The sequence below is a fragment of the Mucilaginibacter sp. genome, from assembly GCF_035492695.1.
Taxonomy (GTDB): domain Bacteria; phylum Bacteroidota; class Bacteroidia; order Sphingobacteriales; family Sphingobacteriaceae; genus Mucilaginibacter.
Genome location: NZ_DATJJC010000022.1, coordinates 81,329 through 107,784, shown reverse-complemented (window position 1 = coordinate 107,784; position 26,456 = coordinate 81,329). Strand labels below are relative to the sequence as shown.

General features: G+C 47.1%; 10 protein-coding genes. 3 read left to right on the top strand and 7 right to left on the bottom strand.

Going from position 1 to position 26,456, the window contains the following annotated elements; translation table 11 throughout:
• Positions 1 to 46: 46 nt before the first annotated feature.
• From VL525_RS14450 to VL525_RS14425, 6 genes are read right to left on the bottom strand one after another with little or no spacing between them, the layout of a single operon-like run.
• Positions 47 to 9,085, bottom strand: a complete 9,039-nt coding sequence (locus VL525_RS14450) for a LysM peptidoglycan-binding domain-containing protein (RefSeq protein ID WP_325387740.1) — start codon at positions 9,083 to 9,085, stop codon at positions 47 to 49.
• Positions 9,086 to 9,119: 34 nt separating this feature from the next.
• Positions 9,120 to 9,617, bottom strand: a complete 498-nt coding sequence (locus VL525_RS14445; RefSeq protein ID WP_325387739.1) for a hypothetical protein — start codon at positions 9,615 to 9,617, stop codon at positions 9,120 to 9,122.
• An 11-nt stretch (positions 9,618 to 9,628) separates the two neighbouring features.
• The gene (locus VL525_RS14440; RefSeq protein ID WP_325387738.1) at positions 9,629 to 10,405 is read right to left on the bottom strand and encodes a hypothetical protein; all 777 of its coding nucleotides are present in this window, start codon (positions 10,403 to 10,405) and stop codon (positions 9,629 to 9,631) included.
• Positions 10,406 to 10,424: 19 nt separating this feature from the next.
• Complete coding sequence (locus VL525_RS14435; protein ID WP_325387737.1) at positions 10,425 to 11,684, bottom strand: endonuclease/exonuclease/phosphatase family protein; 1,260 nt, start codon at positions 11,682 to 11,684, stop codon at positions 10,425 to 10,427.
• Positions 11,685 to 11,704: 20 nt separating this feature from the next.
• Positions 11,705 to 15,481: a hypothetical protein gene (locus tag VL525_RS14430; RefSeq protein WP_325387736.1), complete on the bottom strand. Its 3,777-nt coding sequence runs from the start codon at positions 15,479 to 15,481 to the stop codon at positions 11,705 to 11,707.
• A 21-nt stretch (positions 15,482 to 15,502) separates the two neighbouring features.
• The gene (locus tag VL525_RS14425) at positions 15,503 to 16,909 is read right to left on the bottom strand and encodes a hypothetical protein (protein ID WP_325387735.1); all 1,407 of its coding nucleotides are present in this window, start codon (positions 16,907 to 16,909) and stop codon (positions 15,503 to 15,505) included.
• A gap of 639 nt (positions 16,910 to 17,548) precedes the next feature.
• On the opposite strand from VL525_RS14425, the gene VL525_RS14420 reads away from it, so the two are divergent.
• From VL525_RS14420 to VL525_RS14410, 3 genes are read left to right on the top strand one after another with little or no spacing between them, the layout of a single operon-like run.
• Positions 17,549 to 22,684, top strand: coding sequence for a translocation/assembly module TamB domain-containing protein (locus VL525_RS14420; RefSeq protein WP_325387734.1), 5,136 nt, complete (start codon positions 17,549 to 17,551; stop codon positions 22,682 to 22,684).
• A gap of 18 nt (positions 22,685 to 22,702) precedes the next feature.
• Positions 22,703 to 24,997 (top strand): BamA/TamA family outer membrane protein, encoded by a 2,295-nt coding sequence (locus VL525_RS14415; protein ID WP_325387733.1) that lies wholly within the window; start codon positions 22,703 to 22,705, stop codon positions 24,995 to 24,997.
• A gap of 46 nt (positions 24,998 to 25,043) precedes the next feature.
• Positions 25,044 to 25,388 (top strand): phage holin family protein, encoded by a 345-nt coding sequence (locus tag VL525_RS14410; protein ID WP_325387732.1) that lies wholly within the window; start codon positions 25,044 to 25,046, stop codon positions 25,386 to 25,388.
• Positions 25,389 to 25,438: 50 nt separating this feature from the next.
• On the opposite strand, the gene VL525_RS14405 is transcribed toward VL525_RS14410, so the two are convergent.
• Positions 25,439 to 26,404: a glycosyltransferase family 2 protein gene (locus VL525_RS14405; protein WP_325387731.1), complete on the bottom strand. Its 966-nt coding sequence runs from the start codon at positions 26,402 to 26,404 to the stop codon at positions 25,439 to 25,441.
• Between the last annotated feature and the right edge of the window lie 52 nt (positions 26,405 to 26,456).

Here is a 26,456-nt window from a genome sequence, read left to right as displayed (position 1 = left end):
GGTTTATTATCAGGGCAAATAGCCATTAATTTATGCTTCCGTGGTGTCACCATATAATGTTCGTTATTTCGAGGTACAGATTATTAAGTTGCAATAAAGGTAACCGGTTATCGGTTTTAGAATAGATCTCGATTTTAAAGATCAGCTTTCCGTTGTAGTGGAATGGCCCGTTATTCTGTGATGGCCCGGTGTTGGTACTTAAGCCATTGCTATTCACCCACTGGGTAATAGTTTGTGTAAGCTGGCACACAAAACTGTTGTCGCCTGCCGAACAATAGGGCATCTGGCCAATGTTCCAGTCGGCACCTATGTTAAAAAGCAGCGGCACTGTTACCATTACCGGCAGTACTACGCTATCTATCAGGTAATCTTCGCGGATGGTGTAAACATACTCGCACTGCACTTTTAGCAGTTGCTGGCCTGAAGCCGTACTTAACAAGTTGCTAAACAATTCGCTTAAGTGCTGTGCCAGGTATTTTACAGCCGGGCTGGTTCCACCAAGGCACGCGATGTTAATGGCCTGCTCTATACCGATCAACGGTATCAGCGGTGTCGATTGCCTTATGAGCGGCGTCTGGTAAACGAAGTAGTCGTTTGTTACGATATCCGGCTGGTTTTTAAACAAATTGAGGTTTCGGATTATCGAGACGCCACCCCATGCATTCTGAGTTTGCAGGATGTCAAGCCCGCCGAACTGAACTTTTCGCGACGGATAATTCATACCCTGCTGGTATCCGAGATATGCGCCGTCCTTCTCATACCAGTAATTGACCTGGCTGGTCGGTCCGACGGGCACAGGCGCGCCTGTGGGCCCTGCAGGGCCGGTCATTGTTGTATTATAATCGCTTATGTAAACAGTCGGGAAAACCGGGTTCGCAGGCTTGGCCAATGATTGCACCGACAGTTTCAAAAACCCGTTATCGTCCGATTCCTTGATGCTATAAGCATTGGTTACGCCGAGCGGGATCTTTCGCTCGTTCACAACCTCGGCCCAGCGCGGCCATGCATCGGCTATGTTTCCTGAAAGAAATGCAAACGCTTCGAGAGCACTGGCAGCGGTAATAAAATCGCTTCCTGTGTTTTTTACGGTGCTGTTGATTTTAACCAATGAGTTGACAAAATCATTCCTGATGGCCGCATACACATCGATAAATTGAGCTAAAGCGACATCAAGCGTGATGGGTTCATCAAAAAATGCCCTGGAGCCCGTCACCCCTTCAACGTTGTATTGAACAACGGTTTGAATGCTGTCCTGCCTTGCGGTAACCTCGGTGTAATTATAATTATAGTCCCATTTCAGGAATTGATCCAGAGACGAAATACAATTATTACCGCCAGTGGGGCCTGCTACAAAACCCTGGCTGTTTAACGATGGCGGTGCGGGGTATGCGCGCAACGGAACCGGTATTTCAATCGGGCCTGTAGGTCCTATTTGAGGCTGCATACCCACACTTTCCAGCCCCGATGTACTAAGCGGGATTACAAACGACAACCACGAGCTGGCCTGGTATCCTGTTATTCCCGGTACGTTTCCTATCTGGTGTTCAATGTTGCTGACCTCATAATTCATCCGCAGATCTATACTCTGATATTTGGCGGCGTCTTTGGTGCTAAATGTATAAGTGAGCCACGACTGCCCGGTTTGTTCAAGAGGAATTTTGGCTGTTGAAAGCGTATAGTCAGCCCCGGTCGGGCCATCGGCCCCTAAGCCATACATTTTATTCACTGCCATCAGTTCCCTGCGGAGATTCCCCTGCGAATGTGTGGTGACAGGCCTGCCGAACAATCTTGGCGCCAGCGTGCTGCCGTTCCCGCCATCTACACTCACCGGGTGCTGAATAATGGTATTGATGGTATAGGCATTTGACAACTGAGACAAAAGCTCCTGTTTTAATGTTTCCTGAGCCACGGATACCGATGCCCCGGTTGGCCCTGTAGGACCCACTATGGTAGCAATTTGGTTTGCAATTGCGCCCGCGATCTGCTGTTTGGCATCAAGGATACGCTGGTATACACCCGTTGGCCCGGTAACGCCCGCTGTGTATAAGCGGTGGTTGGTGTATGGCATCGCTCCGAAAAAGCCCGAGGGGCCAGTCGGGCCGGCGGCGCTGCTGATAATGTTGGCAGGTACCGCGAACTCCGGCGCAAGGAAATCGTCCATGGCTGCAAGGAATTGTTGTCCCCATTTATCCAGGTCGACACTGCTATAACTCTTTTGATGCCCCATGGTAAGGCCCTGTCCTGAGATATAATCATAAGTAGGGATGTTATTCAACGAGAGGAGCGTATTTGATAATGGTTTTGGAGCGAAATAATATGGCCCCTGTTCCAGTTGAATAGCGAAATTAACCCTTTGCTGCCCCATACGCACCACCCAAACGGTTTTGTCATCGCCGCTTGCTGCTATGTTGAACCTGTCATCGCCGGTTGCGACTTTCACCAGTTTTTTATTGGCTATGTCACTGAAAGCATCTTCAAATTTACTGGCGAAGTCAAGCATGGTCCTGGCAGGCGGCCCGGTCGGGCCTGTTGGACCCGTTGCGCCGGTAGGGCCAACCAGTTTTGGTTTGACGTTAGTGGTACTGCTTTGAACATTTGACTGACCCAGGAAGTCATTGTTGATCAAAGCCCGGTCACGTACAATGGTTACGGATACCTCCAATTCAAAAATGGTGTCGGGGTTAGTATCTGTTATTGGTAAATTCAAGCTTAATTTACCATCATCACCTGGCAAAGGTGCGTTGAAATTCCCGTTTTCGATATCGAGAAGATAATCATAGATCTCAGCAATGTAATTCAGGACAAGCGCATTACTAACAGGGATTGCCTTGCCCGGATCGATAGAAGTATTGACATAGATACCCGCGCCGTTACTGTTTCCCAAACTGGTGACCTGGTAAAAGAGTTTTTTATAGGTTTCGATGTCGATGGCAGCATGGTTCATTGCAGCGGTTGCCCCCGTCGGGCCCGTGATACCAGGCACAAACGCACTGCCCGAGATACCTGATGGACCCGTAACAGGCTTATACTTTGCATTTGAGAAAGTCAGCTCGATACCAAGGTTTGGCATGGTTACCCCCTTGGTATAAAGGTAATCGCTGCTCAAGCTTGGGCATTGCGCAATCGCTATCACGGGATCGATGAACCCTACGGGAACCGGTACATCATTAAACGCCGGATTAGATTTTGTTTTATTGCCAAACAGATCTATCCAATCCAGTTGTATTGTAGCGGTCATTCCTACACCAAGGTACGGGTTCTCGCTGTTTGCCGGGCCGGTAGGCCCTGTCAGGCCAAACAGGTGTTCGTGATCCTGCCCGCCATTGTAATATTTGAAAACAGGAATGACGCGTGAGTATTCCCACGGTCCTGTAGGCCCGGGAGGGCCGGTTGGGTTTGTAGCCTGTACAAAGCTGATCGGCATGCCGTCATTACTGCCCGTGAAGCCCCCCGTAGCGGCCAAACGGTAACCCAAAAGGTTGTAGTTTTCCTGTAAATAATACTGGGGGCTGGAAGGGTTTATACCCAATTGATCAGGTGTAGGACGTGTTAATTTTATCCCGACATTTCCCGGTGGAACATGGGCCACCCTTGTCATAATATCCAGTGCTTCAGCATATACAACAGAGTTCGTGTTGTCGATATTATTTCCGATCGTCACGCTGTTCACAAAGTCCTGCACGCCCGATGTAAACGCCTGAGCGGTGTACGTAATAACCAAAGTGATCTCGCCGATCTGGTCCTGGTTAAACAGCGACTGCGGCAAACCGGTATTGGAATCATTGTCGTTGTAGTACAGGTAATACCCGCCCGAACGTACAATGCTTGCCTCCCACAAAAGAGTTACGAAATTGCCAAATGTGTTAATAACATTTTGGGTTTGTGATAAGCCTGAAAATAATGAACCACTATCCGGGTTTGTTACCGTGGACAGGTTAGCCTGAGTTAATATGAAGCTTGCCCCGCCGATCGATTCAGATTGAAGGCCGTTTTGCGTGTTGGTAGCGCTGCTGGTTGCGTACAATACCTGTAACTGATAAATGATATTATCGCCCCCGGGTTGGGTGTTCATATAAGTAACCAGGCGCTCAAGCAGGGTGACGTCAGATTCCTGGGCGCCGATAACTTCGTAAGTTTGCTTGGTTATGGCAGTTCCGCCGTTTAATTTCTTAATTTTTACATTGATCGATGTCGACCATCCATAAAAATCAATATTAGTGCGCACAACAGGGAAACCAGGGCGCGATCTTGTCACCATTTTAAGATCCAGTACAATACCTTGTGGCCGGCCAGGGTCTTGCAGGTCGTTCAGTAACGACTGCGGGAACATCCATATACCTGGTTGGGCATCCACCTGCCCGGAGTTATTATTGTACGGAAGTACAAGCTGCCCGGGATATTGCCACAACACCTGGTTGCGCAATGTATATTGTTTCGGGATCTCCTGGTACAACGGCAGGGGCCCGTATGGTACATCTAATGTCAATTGTTCATTTGCAACGGCGTTTATCCAGTCCACCTCTTTTTGGTCGGGCGAGAAATAAAGCCCGCTGCCGGTTGGACCCGTAGGGCCAGTAATACCGAGCCCCTTCCTGTAAACGCCTGAACCTGTCGGGCCGGTTGGAGCAACTCCGAAGTAAACACCGGTCAATGAACCCGGCTCCGATTTGCCAACTGCAAGCCAATAATTTGTGGACACATCATTGATGGCCAGTTGCTGGCCGGTAAGGTTATATAACCCTTCCGTTGCCTGTCCGTACCCGGGATCGCCAGGGTTAATATGAATATGACTGGTGACAGGCAAATTAAGGCCGCTCAGGAATACCCTTGCTCCAAGGCCGGCCTGGTTGGAATAACTTCCGTTATCTTTTAAACCGTCTATGATCGTGTTCAATTCAAGACACACCAAATTGGGTACAGGAAGTTGCTGACCGCCTGCAAATATCCCCGTAATGCCAGCATTTGAAATAGCCAGCTGGTTAACCGGCAACCCGTACTTGTTCGACAGGCTATCCAGCGTATAAGTACCGCCGGTAGGTCCTGTGTTCATACTGACAGATGGTATGGTCAGCGATTTGCCTGTAGATAAAACGGGGCGGTCTTTGATATATTCAGCAAGCTGTTCGGTGGTCAGCTTTAACGCCTGTGTAAGGGTTAGAATAGTATCGGCCGGCTGAACGATGTATGCAGTTGGACCGGTTGGGCCCGTCGGGCCGGTCAATCCGGAAGCTTTATAAAAATAACCCGATCCTGTAGGCCCGGTTATGGAAGTGCCCGGTGCAATTAATCCCTGGATATAGTTATTGGTATTCATTAGCCGGGCTACCTGGCTGATATTTGCAGTTGGGCCGGTCAGTGCCAATGCTCCATGAAAGTAATTTCCGGTGCCGGTAGGTCCTGCAAGATATTTATCCGATATATCCTGGAATGTATCGCTCGATTTGATGCCATAAATACGGGCAGGCACAGTAAGCACACTTTCATTCAGAATGTTTTTATCCTTATTGTATTCCGCCACGGCCGGTACGGTGATCGGATAGCCGGTAGGCCCCGTCGGCGCGGTTACGCCGCCGCCCAGTCCTGCAATTATATCCAGCATGTTATCCCCCGGTCGTACTGTATACTGGTATGGCAACGCGCCTGTGGGGCCATTTGGTGCCAAATACTCAATTATAGTGCCCGCAACAATAATATCGGGTGTGGTTTGATTTACCTGTGCAAGTGTTGCGACAGGCACATTGAATAATTGAGCAATTTGATACAGGCTAACGGTATTTGGTACGGTAACCGGGTATCCGCCCACATATAAAGAGGTGTTTGTTGCCAGTTTTGCCGATTTATTTCGTTCTGCCAGCGTGGCAATTTCAATATCATTATACACAAAGCTTCCAGTAGGCCCCGTTACCCCGGGTGCATAAATGCTGTTAAACTCAGCAACAATGCTGTTTAAGCTTTCCGCATTCGGGGATACCAGGAGCATTTGGTATCCTTTTATATAGTTGATAGCATTCTGAACCAACGCTTTCGCCAGCATTAAAAAGAAATCCTGGAATATGTATTCGGCCATCGAGATATTGTCAAGCGATTTTTTGATAAGGGATTGCTTATCGGCACCGTTGTTATTTTTTTTCTCGAGACTGTTCTCAAAATTGACGAACAGTTTTTCAAAATAATGCTGGATGTCTTTTTGATAATCCTTGTCGGCCAGGTTATAATTACTAAAGTCGATTTGATGCTTCGCTCCTGAGTAATTGAGAATCAATCCGGGTAACATCGGGAATACGGTAGCATGCAATTCGGCGCTTTCAACCTCATCCGGCTGCGCTATGTAGATATTGAAATAAGAGGTAAGGAAGTTCTGTATATCCTGGTTGGATATAGGGGTAGTCGAGCTGTTGTTCAGTGTATTCAGAAGATTCTGAAGTTGCCCGATAGAAATACCCTCGGTGGATGTCTTGTTGGTTATAACCTCGTCCTCCTCATGTATCATGGTATTAATAACCCACATAAGCGTACCCTTTGCCAGTTTTTCAAATGATGACAATGGCGCCGACGGACCTGTAGGGCCGGTGGGCCCTGCACTAATATCGGTATAAAGCATGGCCACGTACTGCGGCGATTGCGGTCCCGTTGGTCCGGTTGAAACGGTGAGGTGAGGTACAAAGTAAAACTGCAGGTTTTCTTTTTGGGACTCATCCAATCGGAAAGCTTTCCACCGAAGGGGTATCATCCGCAAGTGGCTGGCGCCCGGTGTACCGTTAAGACGGGTGAGATGCTCTTTTGGAACAGGTTTGTACAGCAGTTCATAATTACTGTTGGGATCGTACCATGGCGCGGCAGATAAGTTATCGCTGCCTATCGTCAGGTCCTGGGTCAGTTTCATGTGGAAACCAAGATGTATATTGATAGAGAAAATAATGTGTATGGTAACGGTAAGTTCAACATCAACTTCAACCTCGAGTGTCAGCAGGATGGCGTGGTACGATTCAAGCGTAGCTGCAATGCTGGCGGATATTTCAACGGTTAGGGACGCAGTTATAATGGCAAAGTTAATAGAGCCGTACAGCTTGCCGACAATACCCATAGTGCCCTGCAGCCAGTAAAAGAAATCGTCCGAATCGCTGCCATCGTTGGCATAATACCATGCCAGGCTGCCTTGCACCATACCTGTCATGGTTAGGCTCAGGCCTGCTTGTAGTATTCCTTCATCTATAGTTTTGCCCAACCCAACCTGCATGGCTATGCCAAACTCGATAACCGGGTGAAAAGTCCCCTTCGATGTTTGAGGGACATGTTTCGATGCCACGGCATCGATATAAGCAAAATAAAATCCCCCGGAACCGGTGAACGGGAACGCCTGCAGCGTGAAAGACCGCGAAAAATCGTTAAGACTCGCAGGAAAACCAAAATCGATCTTAAATTTACCATCGGTATAGATGGTAAGCCCGACAACAGGAAGCGTAATGGATACCTCGCCAAACTCCAAATGGCGCATTACGTCCGGAAGTGTAAGTTCCAGGTAATACATGCCGATCGTGTCGGTAACTTTTTTGTATAATATTTCAAATTTCAACCCGGCAAACGATTTTGCTTTTTGCCCGCTCAGGCTTATCAATAAACCATATAGCTTGGGGTCGTTAAATACGATACTAAAACTTACAGTGTCTATCAGGGTCAGTTGGGTACCGGCAAGCCAACTGCTCGATGAATCGAATACGAGCGTACCCGGAGGGCCGGTTGGCCCAACGGGCGCAGACGACGTATTATCCGCGGGCTGCTGGAAGGCGGTTTCCAGGTAACTTGTCGCTTGTTCAACCGTATTGATATCTGTGATGTCGAACAGGGATACCCGCTGCCCAAGGCCCAGGTACTTAAGGTCGAAAAGGCTGCTGCCCTTGCCCGGCACGCTCGGCATATTTTGAATATCCTGTCCTTTGTTAGGATCAAGCAGGTTATTCCAGCTCTCATCCCCGGGCACTGCCAGCGGAGAGGTAGCATTAAGCCCAAATTTTATTTTGCTCTCACCTCCACTGTTACAGGTGAGCATAAATCCATTGATATTGATGAATACAAGGTCTATAGAGCTTGGTAATGTATATTCAAGCGTTACCTGCTTGGTTTTCAAATTAAAAATAACTTCAAACCCGTTGAGACTAATGTCGTTGACCAGGTCCCATGGCGAATCGATCTTAAAGTTTTCGATGCCAAGCATTTCCACGAAAGAGACAATCAGGTCGCCCAGCGTAAGATTATCGAATTGAATGGTTATGGTGTCGTTAGTGAAATCATAGGTGCCGATCACCCCTTTCCATTCTACCTGTAGCTCTTTATTATCAGGCGTAAAAGTGTATTTCAGTTTTACATCGACAGAAATACCGTTTCCGACATCTATGTCTAATAAGAACTGACCGTAGATATCGCCCGAATATTGCTTCCCCGGTTCAGCGTTGCCATCATAATTTAGATTTAAGCCGGCATGCGGAATATCGATGGTTAAATAACGGGTTTCATATTGCCAGCCAATATCTATCGAAAACGCATAGATATTTTCCTTGCCCTTGGCCAGCATAGCCTTAAACTCCATGCGGTTCAGTACCAGGTCGCCTGGTATGAAGTCAGGAAGGCCGAAGCTGTTAAAAAGCTGGTTTACCAGCGTACTTAGCTGTATGGGCTGTTCAGTTACTGCGTCTATATCCCATGTCCATTCACCACCTTCGCTGTTATAGACGGCCGTCAGCATCACAAAAACACCTTCTTGTGTAGTTATATCTCCTATACCGAAAAGGCCACCCATAGTGGCGTTGAAAACATTGTCGCCGCCGGCCTCCTGGCCATAATTGGCGTTGATCTCGAAATACGCCTGTTGAATAATAAGCGAGGTGTCTCCAAACAGCTGGAGTTCAACATTTGCAGTAGCGCCAACGGAATAGGTTTTACCTCCGGTATCAACCTGGCCGTTAATGTCCGTAAACTCAACATTCCAATGATCGGGAATTTTGATAGCACCGCCGGTGAAAGCGCTTATCAGATCACCTAATTTTAAGTTCCCCTTGAAACTGCCGCCTGCTATTATACCATCGTTCATATTCAATTATTTTTCAGTAATCATTGATAGTTCATTAGGTAATAATTTCCACCTCTATCGTTCCTGTGGAGCTCGGGGTAAGTTCCACCGGAACTTCCGCAAAAAAATTAGCTACGCTGCTTCTGGTAGCCTCGTTGGTCGGGTTCAAAACTGTCCATATAAAGCGGTAAATAAACTCCTTAAAAGGGCCAAATAGCGGTATTTTGCGATTCGGGTTTGAACCGATGCTTACGGCAATGGACGACAACTCGAACGAAGGTTTTTGAAGATTGTAGTATACTGTAGCGAGGAAACCCTGGAAGACAATTTCATCCAGCGCAAATTGCAGAGGCCCCGGTATCAGGTCTGACCAGTTATTGCCCGCCATCAATTCAAATACCTGGTCTATTGTCGGCGGGTTGTTAGGATCAGGCGTAATGCGGAACATCAGGAACCCCGAACCGGGTATAATACCCGCAGACAATGTCAGGGTAAGATCGGTACCTATCGTAATATCTAAATCAAAAGACAACTCTATTTTTGAATATTGCATTGGCCAGGTATTTAGGATGATGGTTCTTCGTCTTCAAACGTTATTGTTTTTACAGCTATCCTTGGATTTTTAACATGCAGGAAACCAAATAAATTAAATGAATCGGCTGACTGGCTAATATTCGGGGTTACTAAGTTGATCGTGGGCAGCGATGCCTGCGACGCATCCCCCTGTATAGTATTTGCTATATCGATCTGCCCGAATAAACTGGGCGTACTGCCGGCGGCCCCGCCGCTGAAAAAGGCAAGGAAAGCCCCGAGCACAAATATGGGCGACGTTGGGTCCTTCAGGTCCAGTTCCGAATAGAAATTCAATCCTTGTTTCAGGGAAAGATGCGGATGCCCGGGCCAGGGGAGCAGGGTATAGGTGGAAAAGATAAATTCAGCATTTTTGTAAAAGCCGTCGAGTTCTGTAAACGTTGCGCCGCTCGGAAAACTTTTGCCAAACGTCCAGTTAAGGTCCGTGATCGTCACTTCGAGATAAAAGTCCAGGTTATTGCTTCCATCTAATGTAAACACCAGGTTATTTACCTGCAGTTGCGTATTCAAAAAGGTACTTGTCCCTTTGATTATTGCTAAAGATCTAACCGGAACAGGAATATCAGCGCTTTGCAACCCTGAAATAGCAATGGAGCCGGGGGCGGTAATATCGAGCTGTTTTTCCATCAGGCTTATCAGGCCGGCAATATTCACAGCGCCCGAAGACGATAGTGAAGCACTATCAAGGGTAATTGTATCCCCCGATGAAAGCTGGTTCCGAAAAGTATTAGCCAGGTCTACTAAGCTCATTTCTTTAATTTTTTTTGAATCACAGATCGATCACAACTGCAAGGTGATCACTCAGACTTCGTATTTTTCCATAATTGGCCCATAGTTTAAATGCTGCTGCAGGTCCGGCACCGGCAAGGATGGTAGGAATGTCTTGCCCCATTTCTGTTGGCGTGGAAAATGCCGCCGTTCCATTAGCCGCAGGTTGTGCTGCGGGGTAGCCATATCCTATTAATGCATTCCTGAGAGGCGTATTCGGATAGCCCGAATCATTGGCCTGCGGGGGCGCGCTTGTACCGGCTACAGGGTTAATGATGCGTTGCGTGGTAGCGGGGTCGGTAACTGTTTGACCTCTCACAAATATTTGATCGTAGGCATTTACTCCATAACCATAATCGGGATAAATACCGTTTAAGGAAGCTGCTCCAACAGTTCGCATCGAGGTTCTGTAAAATACCGCCGGAACTTGAGGCACTTTCGTGCTAAATACCCACTGATATCCCGCTGCCGCTATTTGCTGGTAGGGGTTGTTGGCCTTTGGGGCACTATTCGCGTCGACATTAAAATCTCCGCCCAGCGCTCTTGCCACGTTTGCTGCTTCGGCACCGGTAAATTCATCCACATTTAGTATGGCTGCCGTTCCCAAAATTGCATTTGGGCCGGGCGCCGGTGCATGAAGCCCAAATATTTCCAGTTCCCGGCCTCCAATTACTTCGGTGAAAGTGGTGAGCCACGGGGCCCTTTCACCCTTAATAGGGAAATTTATATCTGAGTTATTGTTGTTTGCTGTTTTCTTCTGCTTCTTTTTAGCGGGTTGCAAAGGCTTGTAATTCCATTGTCCACCGAGTGTGTTATTGTTATTAAGCGTTAAATTGGCCCAGGCAGCCGGATATTGTTGAGGAGCTCCCACGGCCATACCTGTAGTTTGTCCATTGCACTGCCAGGGGCCGGTAAATCGTACTGTGTTGCCATTGTAATAAACCCCCACCCCTTCTGCTTTTCCTCCCGCCCCTGTTACTATTGGTGGAACCATGAACCAATTGTTATTACCGGTGGCTTGCCGAATCTCCGTCAACAATCGTATTGCGCCTCGCCCACCGCTTGTGAGGTTGTTTACCAGGGTGCCCGCAACTCCTACGCTCCGGTTATGCAATTCAAGCATGACAAAAATATCCGGCTGTGTATTGGTAAACACACGCCTGATCTGCGCCAGCCGGTCTTGTGACGGTACAGCATGGTGGGGGTCCGCAATTTTATTAATTGCAAAGTTGTACATGTTCCACCAAACCACTCGTGCCATAATCGTTGATTTTTTTTGCGTTAATAATTATTTGCTATTTGTTTTGAAGTACTTCCCGTCGCCCCGGTTTTCTGATAAGCGCCATACCAGCCGAGCATATTGGTCTGACCGCTTGGGTCACCGAAAATGAAAAAGTCAATATTACTGGACGGCGGCAGCTGAAGGCCCAGAAGTTTTAGGGCTATATCCGTCAGTTTTATCAAATACGCTTGCACGTCAGGGTTGTATATCAGTTGGATGTCGGATAATGTTACCGTTAGTACACCTTCAAGGTTCAGCATTTGCCCGGTACTGTTTATGCCCGGCAGGGCCATTCCTATTGCCACCGGGTATTGGTTACCCACTGCCGCATCCGTTCCCCACGCTACTGCGAGGCGTGCGTTGAATGATGATTTTCCAACCAGGTCGCCAAGGCTGCCCAGGTTCAGGTCAAAAACAAGCGCATAAAGGTTTTTAGGATTTACCAACTTAGGTCCCAGGGCTCCATCCGCTTTAGCCGACCAGAGGTCGACCTCGGTTAACATGTATCCCTGGCTGCCTAATGCTTTAGTGTCGCCGGATGTAATTCCGGTTATCTGCAAGGGCAGTTTTTGGACAAGCGACCCTTTGCGGCTGATGCTTTGACCCGGGTCAAATGCCATGCTGCTGGTGTCGAAAGTATAGATAGCATTAGCTGGCGTGCTTAATGGAAAATCAAGATCGACCCACATGTTGGAAAATGCCAGCCCTGTTTTATTTGCAGTTACGTTATCGTCGGGTCCATAGGAGAACAGGTCAACCTCGGGAATTGGGCCAGTCGAACCGGTAGGTCCTTCAGAGCCAATTAACGTGTTGAAACTCATGTACCCCCAAAACGAAAAGCGCGAATGAACCTGTTTACCAGGCCCGGTGGGGCCCGTTGGCCCGGTCGGACCCGTTATTCCACCAGGACCTATAGAAGCCGGGTAATTATTTTTAAAAGACGGGCCGGTTGGGCCGGATCTTTTTGACAGTAATGTATTAAATGTGGCCTGCGTTATCTCAACATAATTGAGCATAACATTATCGATGAAAAATTTTGTGTCACCTGCTTCGGTGAATGTATAAACGGGCGACCCGTCGTGGTCTTCAAAACTGCTGTTGAAAACAATGTTATTCTGAACTACCGTTCCGCCGTTATTTAATGTGTTTACAACGTCGTTGCCAAATAGTGAGTTAATAGTTAGCTGTATTTTGCCAACGAAATTTTTGATCTTCGAATTTTCAAACAACACTTTGAGTATCAACACTGAAAATCCGAAATCGGTATGCGACGCGTTTGCCTGGTTCCAACCGGAGTTGTTTACATAATAGATCAACCCAAACAATGAGCTTTTGGGCGCGATCTGAAGGCTGCCCGACGAAACATGGGGGTGGTTAACCTGTATACCAAAGTGATGCGCGTTAAACTGGCTAAGGTTAATACCCGCCAGCAGACCCTGTAATTGCTCGGGGAAGTCCTGTATATTGATATCAACTTTCAGGCCCAGTATCCCGTTCCAGTCAGGATCATTAACTATACTGTTAAATTGAGCAAAATCGGGGTCGCTTTGGGTAACCGGATCGGTGATATAACCTTTCAACCAGGCAGAGAGAGCACTAACTCCCTGGTCGCCCCCCGCATTGAACACGGAAGGATCTGACCACGACTTGGTTTTCTGTACACGTTCGAGGATCGATCCCTTGCAGAACTTGAATATTAATACGTTGGAATAATTGCCGGCTTGTACATCGCTTTTTAACGGAAGATTGAATATAAATGGCCAGCCCTCAATAGAAATGGAATTATTAAAATAAGGCCCCAAAGGTGAATTATTTACAAGGGCGCCCAACTCATCGGCGGTGGTTATGACCAGGAATTGCTGATCGACCTGGAAGGCCATCTTTAGCTGACCGTTTAAATTACCAAATTGCAAAAGGTCGATATCGCCGGACACCGATTGGTTCCTTGCCAGCAATAACGTCGCCCATTGGCCCGTAGACGTATCTATCTGTGCAAGCAAGCCCTGCGATGTGATAGTTGCTTTCAGGTTGTCCGTAGCGGCCAGGTCTCTTTCCTTATGAACAAAATGATTGGAAAGAAGGGTGGAGCGCCTGAATGGATTGATAATATAGTATTCAAAATCAGCAAGGTCGTGACCCGCTGAGCCCGTAGGCCCATTTATACCTGTGGCGCTCGTTGGCGCGAAAGGTTTTAAATAGGGTATGGTGTCGTTTGGCGCCACGCCAGCATAGGGTACCATTGGGAAACCACTGTAATAAGTTGGGCCGGTTGGCCCGGTAATACCTGTCGGCCCTGTAATACCTGTCGGCCCTGTAATACCTGTCGGTCCGAGAAACGCAGGATAGAGCGGATTTGCCTGAATATACTTGTGCTCACCCTTTCCAGTTGGCCCTGTAGGCCCAGTTGGACCAGTTGGACCTGTCGGTCCGGTAATGCCGGTAGGCCCGGAGGGTGCAAAATAAAGCGCGGGGGTTTGAAAATACATTTGTATCGGCCCATACGCTGTTGGACCGGTTGGACCATAGAGTGCATTATTTTGGGGCTGTATATAATATTTGACGGGCTGCGAAGACTCTCTTGGTATAATTTTTGCCCACGCGGTAGTATATTTATTACCTAATAAATTACCTGTAACGGCACTGTTATTATCTTTTAAAGGGAACGCCGGTGCATACGCAGGCTGGTTGGGAAAAAATGAGATCAGATCGCCCGGGGCAGTAGTGGTTTTCGACCTGAAACCAAAGTATTCGGTACCCGCCAAACCGCACAGCAAATAGTACTCCTGCGAGGGAGATACAGGCAGTTCCCCCCCAGCGGTTAGTACCCCTAATTCGAATGTCCCTTGTGGCACCAGGTAGTAATCGTCAATACTGGCTTCACCGGGCCGCGACTGAAACACCAGCTTCGCATTGTCATCGCCGGTTGTAACGGGATAGAAAACGATCTCTTCGCCGTAGCGGGTTCTGTAAAATGTTTTTAAGGCGCCTCTGTCGTTTAATGGTTTTACAGTTCCCCTGCCGTTTGGAGGGAGGTCAAGTTTAAGATTTATACCGTTAAATGCGAGGTACGTCCGTTCCGAATTAAGAGCATCGGTAGGATCCCAGCACATGTCGAACATCACATAATTACCGCCTTCCACGCCTAAATTGTATATCGGATAGCGCTGGGATACTATCCCAACGTCGGTATATATAAAATAACGCAGGGCAATATCCCATCCCGAATTTATGCCGTCGGTAAAGTCAGCTATCATGGCCTGGCATAGCAAGCACCCGCACATAGTACCTGTAAGTGGTATGTATAAATTATTACTTGACCGTTGTGCCTTAGGTATCACAATTGCAAAACCATCGGCGTTATTAAGCCCGGCTACAGAAACGGGCTCACGGTTGACAGTTGGATAAACGACGCTCCCAGGCAGGATGGTCAAACTATAGTTGTTAAGATTTACTTGTACGGACTCCATCACCATACTGTCGCTGCCGATTGGCACTACGGTAGTTTGTTTATCTGCAGTTGTTACCTCCAGCCATATTATTGAGCTTTGGAGCGGCGGTGTCGGAAATTTGGAAACGAGCCAGCTTTCAACAGAAGAGTCGGCTTTTGATCTTGTGAACAAATAATAACCCCGGTATTGGCTCCACGATTCGGCAAAACTTATCGTAGCAGGAATGTTCCCGACCGGCAAAAAATAAGCCAGGTGCTCATTCGCGCCGGGTACCTGGTTGGCTGTGAATAGCCTGCTTCCGGGTGATATGGGGAAAAATGTGATCATGTTCCTGCGTCAGATATCCATCTATTTCTTTAACTCCAGGTAAGGCAGTAAGCTTACTACCAACGGAGATGCAAGCCCTTGCATTTCTATACTATAAGCCACCACCCAACTGTAAAAGTTCGCCCAATCGGTTTGCCCGCAAATCAGATGCCCCACAACGGACACGTGCCTGTCAAACTTTACAGCTTCATAAAACTCATGTATTGGGTGTGGTGCATGGCCGGAATGATGAAATTCAGCAGCTCCTTCGAAATGCGCACCCAAACGGGAGACTATGGCAGGGAATGTGATCTTAACAACATCTGATGACGTTGAATGTGAACTTGCAGGAAATAAGCTGAAAACCTCCATTTTAGGGTTTGGGGTAAATATTTTTTTCAGCGCAACGACATACGGCGACGAAGAACCATGACGGGAGATATCCCTGGTCCATTCATCAGTGACGGACCTGCTTAAATGCAGTAGCATGTTTTTGGCAGAAACTCCGCTGTCAAAATCGCCATTATATCCCCGGGGTCCCGTTGGGCCGGTTGGCCCTCTGCCACCTGTTGGTCCGGTGTACCCTGTTGGTCCGCGGCTCCCCGTCGGGCCTGTATAGCCCGTTGGCCCCGTGTACCCGAATCCAGGATTACCCGTCGGCCCTGTATGGCCTGTTGCCCCCGTACTTCCGGTTGGACCGGTATACCCGAATCCAGGATTACCCGTCGGACCGGTATGGCCTGTCGCCCCTGTACTTCCGGTAGGACCGGTATACCCGAATCCCGGGTTTCCCGTTGGGCCGGTATGGCCTGTTGCCCCAGTACTTCCGGTAGGACCTGTTGATCCCGGATTTCCTGTCGGCCCCGTTTGGCCCGTTGCACCTGTACCCCCGGTTGCACCTGTCGATCCCGGATTTCCTGTCGGCCCCGTATGGCCCGTTGGTCCTGTACTTCCTGTTGGCCCGGTATAACCCGTTGGCCCGTAATTGCCGGTTGGCCCGGTGTGCCCTGTTGGGCCGGTACTTCCTGTCGAGCCGGTATATCCCGTTGGTCCGGTTTGACCTGTTGCACCGGTATTTCCTGTTGCTCCTGTACTCCCGGTATGTCCCGGGTTACCAGTTGGTCCCGTATGGCCTGTTGCACCAGTAGGGCCTTGTGACCCTGTTGGCCCGGTAGGACCCGTATATCCCCGCGGCCCTGTTGGCCCGGTTATTCCATCTACTATAATATAGCTCCATTTGTCGCCGGCGGTGCCCGTAGGGCCAGTAAACCCCGTATGTCCTGTTGGCCCCCTATAACCTGTCGGTCCGGTTGGGCCAGTTGGCCCGGTGTATCCTGTCGAACCTGTGTGCCCTGTAGGGCCGGTATGTCCCGTCGGGCCGACAGGCCCCGTGGGCCCCGTAGGATCGGTTGAAAAATTTGAAGCTGGTTCGTCAGATGAATAGTTCATAACGCTGTGCGGATTAAATTCAAAAAAGTTCTAAAACAAATTGATCTGGAAATACAGACAACCTGGGTAATCGGTTCCAACGCCGGATCGCGGCAATTCATCATTCAGCCAATAGTAAGGAGGCTGACTGCTTTCATCAAATGCAGGGAGTTTTCATGGTTTCTAAGGTTAAGCGTCAGATTTTGAACAAAAACCTGCGAACAGCGCGTCTTTTGGTATCTGTGTCAGCTGTCAGCTAAGGTTTATCTGTATCCCTGCAAGTCTAAAAAGACATTGCCTCATGCCGCAGACGAATCTAATAAGATTATATGTCGATTTGCACCGTTATTTCACGGTAAAAACACCGTGAAATAACGGTATTTTCAACCGGGAAAATGAGACAATTCCTGTAGCAACCCATGCACACATCGTTTGGGACTTAGCTAAAACTTCACGATAAACTATTGATTGGTAAAACCTGATTTCGGCCCATACTTATAAAAATGCTTCCGGTCATTCCCTGGTGAGTTTTTGTTGAATAGCCACTTGTATTGATTTTACCTGTATTCTAAAAAAACAAGTCGCTTATTTGATGGTTGATGTACTACGAAACATTCACTAAACGAATGGATATTTTTACAACTTTCAAAACCCGCAAAATTGAGACGGATCGGACGCATAGCCCTTAAAACCTTACTCTGGATAATTGGAAGTATTCTTGTCCTTGTCCTGCTTGTTATCATTTTAATCCAGATCCCCTCCGTCCAAAACTACCTCAAGAACAAAGCAGTCGCATTTATCGAGGGAAAGATACATACCAAAGTAGAAATAGGGCATATATCATTAGGATTGCCTAAGCTGATTGTGCTGCAGGATGTGTATTTCGAAGACCAGAAAAAAGACACCCTGATAGCCGGAGATAACCTGAAGGTGGACGTCAGTATGCTGAAACTGCTGCATCACCAGGTAGAGGTAAACGAGATAAACCTTGACGGTATCACGATGAATGTGAACCGGGGGCGTGACAGCGTTTTCAATTTTGATTATATCCTTAAGGCTTTTGCGGGTGAACAGAAAAAGCCGGTAGCCCCCGCCGATACCTCATCATCCATGAAATTTTCTGTCGATAAAATTATACTCGACAAGATCAATATCGCATACAAAGATGCTATTACGGGGAATGATGTGAAATTCCTGCTTGGCCATTTCGATACCAGAATCAAAGATTTTGATATGGATAAGATGAAATTCACCATACCAAAGATCACCCTTTCGGATGTTGACGCGCGGATTATCCAAACTCAGCCAAAGGGTGCGGGCACTCCGGTTGCACCGCCGGATACTGCGATCAAACCGATCAATATGACTCTAGATCTCGGCACTATCGATATTTCGAAAATAAAAGTTGATTACCAGACCAAACAGATGTCGTCGCTGGTGAACTTAGGCAAATTGCTTGTGGTGATGGATAAGATCGATCTAAAAAATCAAAACGTCGCCATTAAAACTATAGAACTGAATGATACCAAAGCAGGAGTCACATTCGCTAAGCCACAGTCGGTAAAAAAAGCAGTCGTAAAAGCGGTTAAGAAACTCGATACGCTTGTGACATCGCCAGGAGCTGACAAGGGCTGGCGTGCAACCATTGCTAAGGTCAGCTTTGCAAATGATGACATTAAATATGATAACAACGCTACTGCACCTATAGCCAAAGGCCTGGATTTCGGGCACATGCATATAAGCGATCTGCAGGTAGATATGGAGAACCTGGCCTATAACCCCGATTCGATAGCCGGCCGTATCAACACGCTTACCTTTGCCGAAAAAAGCGGTCTGCGTATCAATAAATTTCACACCAGCTTTTTATACGGCCCAAAGAATTCGTACCTGAATGACCTGTACCTGGAAACTCCGCAAACCGTTTTACAGAAACGATTGCAGGTGAGTTATCCGTCTATCGAATCATTAAGTACCGATCCGGGTAAGTTGTATGTTAACGCCGATCTTAATGGCAGCCGCCTGGGATTAAAAGATGTGTTATTGCTAATGCCCACCATGTCGTCGATGGAGCCTTTTAAGCATTCGCCCAACGCCGTTTTCAGAATTGACGGTCGGGTTATCGGTAAGGTAAACAACCTCCGTATACCTGAACTTGAAGTGCGGGGGCTTAGCAACACGCATATCAAAGCTTCCGCAGTTATCCGGGGGTTGCCGGACATGAACAGATCATATTTCGATCTTACTATAAATAACCTCAGTACCGGCAGCGGAGATATTGCCAAGCTGGTGTCCCCGGGCATGCTGCCTTCGTCGGTAAGTATTCCTGCAGCATTAAATCTGAAAGGGACATTTAAGGGCAGTATGTACGATTTCACTACCCGCATGAACCTGCGCTCATCGTATGGCGCCGTGGACCTGGATGCCAGCATGAAGAATGGCAATAAAAAGGGGCACGAAGTTTATTCAGCAAATATTAAAACGAATAACTTAAACGTTGGCGCCCTAACCAAACAGCCCAAAACGGTTGGTAATATCACATTAGCATTAAATATTAACGGTACGGGTACAAATCCTAAAACCGCTAGCTTACAGGTAGCCGGGAATGTTGCAAGCGCTTATGTAAAAGGATACACCTACCGCAACCTGGTGTTGAAGGCTACCGGGCACGACGGTAAATATACCGCCAATGTACACATGAACGATCCAAACATTCATTTCGCGCTTGATGGACGGGCAAACATGAACAAAAAATACCCTTCGGTATATTCAACGATCTTAATCGATAGTATCGACTTGCAAAAACTTCATTTCAGCAACGATGCACTAAAAATCCATGGCAAGCTGATCGCTGATATACCTACAGCCGATCCCGGGTACTTAAATGCAAATATCAAACTTACAGACCTAGTAGTGGCGCAGAAGCAGCAGGTCATCAGGCTGGACAGTATCAACCTCATATCTACTGCCAATGCAGATAGCAGCACACTTCGGTTGAAAACGCCAGTGCTGACAGCGCACATGGCCGGGAAGTATAATTTAGCTGAAATAGGCCCCGCGGTACAAAATGTGATAGATAAGTATTATAATACCAGTTCATCCGGCAATACCGCCCGGGTAAAAACGGCCTATTCACCGCAGCGTTTCACTTTTAGTATCCGGGCGGTTAAAACCCCCTTGGTAACTCAATTTGCGCCTGAGCTTAAAACGCTGGAGCCTGTAAATATCGACGGCCGCTTTGATAGCCGCAACAACGAACTTGTGGTGAACGGTACAATGCCTAAAGTTGTTTACGGTACAACCGTCGTTGATAACATGAAACTTGCTATCAATACGGGCAATAACGCGCTCAACTATAATCTTGCTGTGAACGAGATCAAACTCTCTTCATCAATCGACCTGCTATACACCAGTGTTTCAGGCAATGCGCATGATAACAAGCTGAACGTGATGCTGCAAGTACGTGATGCGGCGAAAAAGGAGCGGTATCGCGTAGCCGGTGTTTTCAGCGTTATGCCCAACGAGTACAAATTTAATTTTGTTAAAGATGGCCTGATGCTCAATTATACGCCCTGGGCTGTTAACGCCGGCAATGAGCTGGACTTCGGCAACAAGGGTATCCTGGCCAAAGACTTTACCATCAGCAATAGTAACCAGGTTTTGAGCGTGAACAGCGATTCGCAGGTAATGAATTCGCCGCTGACGGTCAACTTTAAGAATTTCCAGATCGAAACTCTTACCCGAGCCGCCCAACAGGATTCGTTACAGGTGGGCGGTGTCATCAATGGCAATGCACACATCAGCGATCTGCAAACCAACATGCATTTTACCACAGCACTGGATGTTCATAATTTTAATTTCAAAGGCGACACCGTAGGGGATATAGCGTTGAAAGTAAACAACCAAACGCAAAACGCCTATGCTGCCGATGTGCGGATAACGGGTAAAGGTAACCAGGTAAAATTGACGGGGCTATATTATACTACGCCGGCAAGCACATTCGACCTGAACATGGATATCGTTAGCCTGAAAATGAAAAGTATAGAGGGATTCAGCTTCGGCAGCATCAGGAATGCAAAAGGAGTTATCAACGGGCAATTGAAGATCAGCGGGACAACTTCGGCCCCGTCGGTAAGGGGCGACATTAACTTTAACCAGGTAGGTTTTAATGTAGCGATGCTTAACTCCTATTTCACCATGCCCAAGGAAAGCATCACTTTTAATAACGAAGGCATCATGTTCAATGATTTCACTATGATCGACTCGCTCGGGAACAAGGCGGTTATAGCTGGGGGTGTTTACACTAAAACATTTACCGATTTCCGGTTTGGGCTGGATATTACTACCGACAACTTTAGGGTGATCAACTCAACACAAGAGGATAATAAGCTGTATTATGGCAAGCTGTTCCTCAATAGCCGCATAACCGTACGTGGAAATATGGACAAGCCTGTGGTTGACGCCAACCTGACTGTTAACGATAAAACAAATATGACCATTGTGCTGCCTTCCGATGATCCGAGTATTGAAGACAGGAAAGGCGTAGTTGAAGTTATCAACCCGAAAGCCCCGAAACTCGATTCCATATTCCTTGCAAAGCAACTTGATTCGCTGAAGAAATCGAATTTAAAAGGAATGGACGTTTCCGCTACCATCAGGGTTAACAAGCAGGCAAACTTCACCATAGTGGTTGATGAACGTAATGGCGACGTGGTGCAGTTAAAAGGTGATGCGCAACTTAATGCCGCGATAGACCCGAGTGGTAAAATAAATCTGACGGGGACTTATACAGTGGACCAGGGTTCGTATAACCTTTCATACGCATCGGTTAAGCGCAAATTCCTGTTTAAGAAAGGGAGCACTATTACATGGTCGGGCGACCCGACAACCGCTATGGTAAACCTGACGGCTATTTATGTGGCGAATGTTCCGCCTATTGACTTGGTGAGCGATCAATTGGGCGGCGATGTGCAGAACATGACGATGTATAAACAAAAGCTACCCTTCAATGTCAACCTGAACATGCGGAACCAGTTGCTGAAGCCTGATATTACTTTCGATATCATTTTGCCTGATAGTTCCTATACTGTTTCGCCGCAGGTTGTTTCGACGGTCAATACCCGGCTCGACCAGGTGCGGCAAGATCCTAACGAGTTGAACAAACAGGTATTAGGCGTATTGATACTCGGGCATTTCATTGGCGATAATCCTTTGCAAAGCCAGGGTGGCAGCACCGGTATAGCAGGTACCATACGGAACAGCGTGAGCGGCCTGTTATCAGATCAGCTCAATAAACTGGCAGGCGACCTGATAGGCGGTGTTCAATTAAGTTTCGATCTGACATCGGGTGCAGACTATTCTACAGGGGTTCAACAAAACCGCACCGACCTGAATGTCGGTTTGTCCAAATCCTTCCTTAATGACAGGATTACCGTAACCGTTGGCAATAATTTCAACCTGGAGGGACAAAACCAGCCCGGTCAAAAAACGACGGACATTGCCGGTAACGTATCTGTAAACTATTTACTGACCAAGGATGGCCGGTACCGTATCCGGGCCTATCGTAAAGATGAATTTATTGTGATAGAAGGGCAGGTTGTCGAAACTGGTGTGGGCTTTTCGCTTACCTATGATTTTAATCGTTTCAGCGAGTTGTTCAAGAGGCGTTCAAAAAAGGACAGGGAGTTGCAAAAAGAATATAAAAAGGATCAGAAAGAAAAAAAGGAAGAGCAAAAAAAGGCTGATAAAGAGGCAGATGCAAACACCGCAGGTGTGATTGAGCCAACAGACGAGCCCTGATAATAATACCGATAAAACATGAACAGGTTTAGATACTTAATATTTTTAGCGGCATTTTTTACAAGCGCATGCAGTACAACAAAATACCTGCAGCCCGGGCAAAAATTATATGACGGCGGCGAAGTAAAAATTACCGACAAAAGTGCCGATAAGGGTGACGCAAAAGCCATTACCGGAGAGCTTAAGAACTTGCTGCGGCCAAAGCCTAATGCTAAAATACTTGGGCTAAGGTTTAAATTGTGGGTTTATGACAAGACCAGGACCAATAAGAGACGCGGTTTAAGGCATTATCTTAATACCCACATAGGCGAGCCACCGGTATTGATAAGCGCTGTAGACGTGGATAAAAACGCCAGCATATTGCAAAACCGCCTGCAAAACGAGGGCTATTTTGTGGCGCAGGTAGCAGGCGATACCACAAGCAAAAAGAAGATAGCTAAGGCAATATATACCGTACAGACCGGGCCGGCTTACCATTATAATAAGATAACTTTCCCGACTGGTAATGACGACCTTGATACAGCCGTTGCCGGGACCAATAAGCAAACGCTGTTAAAAGTTGGAGACAAGTTTAACCTGGATATTATTAAGGCCGAGCGCATACGGATAGATGCGAGATTAAAAGAAGAAGGGTTCTATTACTTTGCTCCTGAAGACCTGATCATGCGGTATGACAGCACCGTGGCCGGGCATAAGGTAGATATGTTTGTTAAAGTTAAGGACGAGACGCCTGATGAAGCCCGGTGGATATATAAGATCAGGGATATTTATGTGTATCCTCATTATACGCTTAGGGATACGGCGCTAAAGCTGGACTCGGCCGTTAAATACCGCTGGTACAATGTCATCGATCCAAAGCAAACCGTACGTCCTTTTACCTTCAAAAACAGCATATTGTTGCATCCCGGCGATATCTATAACCGCACGCAACACAATAATTCGCTGAGCAGGCTCATCGAACTTGGGCCGTTTAAATTTGTGAAGAACAGGTTTGAGGATGTCACCCCCGATTCGGCATTTTTGGACATTTATTATTTCTTAACCCAAAACAAGCGCAAATCGTTACAGGCCGAAATATTGGCCAGGTCGACTTCCGCAAATTACGACGGTACGCAGATCAATATCAATTTCCGCAACAGGAACACCTTCAAGGGAGCCGAGCTGTTTACGCTAACGCTATTCGGCAGTTCCGATATACAATTCGGCAAATACAATAAGGGTTACAACGTGTACCAACTCGGCATACAGCCGTCAGTATCGTGGCCGCGATTTATAAGCCCCTTCAATTTTACCACTAACAATGCTTTTGTTCCGCATACCATTTTGTCAACTGGTTATACACTTGTAAACCGTACCCAGCTCTATACGCTTAATTCGTTCACCGGGTCGTTCGGCTATCAATGGAAGCCGAGCCTGCATAAACAGGACGAGCTGAACCTGCTGGTTATTAATTATGTGGATGCGGCCCATGTGAGCCAGGTATACCTTGACAGCATTAAAAATACGCAGAACCCAACCCTGGCCCATGTTATAGATAAACAATTTACCTTCGGCCCAACATACAGTTATACCTACACCAATACAACCGAAGAAAACCGTATAAATACATTTTATTATAACGGGAAAATAAGCCTGTCGGGCAATCTGTACGGGCTGCTCACCGGGGCAGATACGCTGGCGGGCAAAGTGCGAAAATTGTTTGGAACGCCATTCAATCAATATGTAAAGCTGGAGAACGAACTACGGTTTTTTCACAAGACCGGGCCAAACAGTAAACTGGCAACACGGCTGATGGTAAACGTAGGGCTTCCTTACGGAAACTCTACTGTGCTTCCTTATACGCAGCAATTTTTTATTGGGGGCGCCAATAGCCTGCGCGGTTTCCAGGCACACGCTATAGGTCCGGGTTCTTACGCCATACCTGCAGCACTTACGCAGGGAAGCGCTTTTTTACCTGATGAGTCGGGTGATATAAAAATTGAAGCAAATGTGGAATACCGGCCAAAACTATTCAGCATTGTCGAGGGGGCATTGTTCCTCGACGCTGGTAATATTTGGCTGCTGCGCAGCAACCCTAACCTGCCGGGGGCCGCTTTTGGCAAAAACTTTTTGAGCCAGATGGCGGCCGATGCGGGCGTGGGCCTCCGGTTCAACTTTACAGTACTGGTGCTGCGTACCGATGTCGGCTTCCCGATAATTGAACCTTACCTGCCTGCCGGGCAGCGGAATGTGATCAACAAGATCGACTTTGGCAGTTCATCGTGGCGAAGCCAGAACTTAGTATTCAACCTTGCAATAGGTTATCCTTTCTGATGGAATGAAAACAGGAGTGTGTATATAAATTTAAAATCACCACCTTATGGAAGAGAAAGATAAAAGACCGGTTTCGGTTATCGACCAGGCGAAAGAGTATGCAAAAACTAATATCAAACTGGCCAGGTATGAGGCCCTGGATAAAGGCTCGTCCGTTGCCGGAGAAATCATCACGGATGTTGCACAGATAATTTGTGTTCTTTTTGTTATAGGCTTTGCGAGCCTTACGCTTGGCTTTTATCTCTCCGATGTGCTTGGCTCGTTCTGGGCAGGCTTTGGTTGTGTGTTCGTGTTATTCCTGGTCATATACTTTGGAACAAAGATTTTTAAAAAGAATATTGAAAAAGCTGTGGTTAATTCTGTAGTGCGAAAGTTTTTTAAACACCTGTAACAAGTACAAAAGCAGGGTATGCTTATTAGCCCATCTATCCACACGTCAAATTACGTTCTTCCCCTTGAATAAGCAATGCGATTTTTATACGACTGTGAGATAAAAAGGGCAAAGTGATAAAGGATTAAAAAAAGGAACGGGCTTATGCTCACCATTATAAATTTCAGCCTGAATGATAAAGTTGGCCGGCGGTTGAAGTCCTTTCGCAGGGACTTTCTTATCTCCGCGAACGACTGCTCTTCTATTCCAAAACACTTGCGCCATATAGCTACCGCCTCTGCATAGTGAAATACGGTGTCTGCCTCTGACGGCCCCCATCGCCTGATCAATGCGTTTTTAAAATCGTAATTTATAACCTGCTGCGATGATATCCTTGTTTCAGGATGAAGGTGGATCAGCACCAGCGGATCGGGTATCGATCTTACATTAAGTCCCAGCTTGATTATCATTTTACACAGGTCGTAGTCATCCATGCGGCTTTGTTCCTCATCGAACTGCAGATTGTTAACCTCAAATATTTTCTTATTGATCATAATTGATGAGCACGACATCATCATCAGCCTATCGGTATGCAGCGACTTATTGTAATGGTAATACCGATATATTTTAAAAGGATAGGGGTATATTTTTGAATATCCCCCGCAATATAATAAGGCTAGTTCAGGGTCGGCGGTCATCACATCCATTCGTATTTTTATACTGCCGGCCAGCAATTCGTCGTCATCGTCTAAAAAAATGATATGATCACCGGAAGAAACATTCATGCCGTCGTTTCGCGCACCTGATGCAAACCTCTTATCGCTGTGTATATAATGCCATGTTATGGCCGGGTAATTCTTTTCAAATTCAGCTACGATGGCTTTGGTTTGCCCGTTTGTTTTTTGGTCGCTATTGTTATCCACTATGCACACCTCAAAGCCCTGATAATCCTGCATGGCAACAGACAGCATAGCTCTCTTTAACAGTGCGGGCCGGTTTTTGGTAGGGATGATAACGGACAGAGTATTACGTGGCATTATAATCCGGAATTATCATGATCCGGTGAGGTAACTAATATAGGCGGCCTCG

Bases quoted from the DNA above. Each gene is read 5' to 3' on its own strand.
- VL525_RS14450 (WP_325387740.1), bottom strand. From the start codon at position 9,085: ATGAACGATGGTATAATAGCAGGCGGCAGTTTCAAGGGGAACTTAAAA.
- VL525_RS14445 (WP_325387739.1), bottom strand. From the start codon at position 9,617: ATGCAATATTCAAAAATAGAGTTGTCTTTTGATTTAGATATTACGATA.
- VL525_RS14440 (WP_325387738.1), bottom strand. From the start codon at position 10,405: ATGAGCTTAGTAGACCTGGCTAATACTTTTCGGAACCAGCTTTCATCG.
- VL525_RS14435 (WP_325387737.1), bottom strand. From the start codon at position 11,684: ATGGCACGAGTGGTTTGGTGGAACATGTACAACTTTGCAATTAATAAA.
- VL525_RS14430 (WP_325387736.1), bottom strand. From the start codon at position 15,481: ATGATCACATTTTTCCCCATATCACCCGGAAGCAGGCTATTCACAGCC.
- VL525_RS14425 (WP_325387735.1), bottom strand. From the start codon at position 16,909: ATGAACTATTCATCTGACGAACCAGCTTCAAATTTTTCAACCGATCCT.
- VL525_RS14415 (WP_325387733.1), top strand. From the start codon at position 22,703: ATGAACAGGTTTAGATACTTAATATTTTTAGCGGCATTTTTTACAAGC.
- VL525_RS14410 (WP_325387732.1), top strand. From the start codon at position 25,044: ATGGAAGAGAAAGATAAAAGACCGGTTTCGGTTATCGACCAGGCGAAA.
- VL525_RS14405 (WP_325387731.1), bottom strand. From the start codon at position 26,404: ATGCCACGTAATACTCTGTCCGTTATCATCCCTACCAAAAACCGGCCC.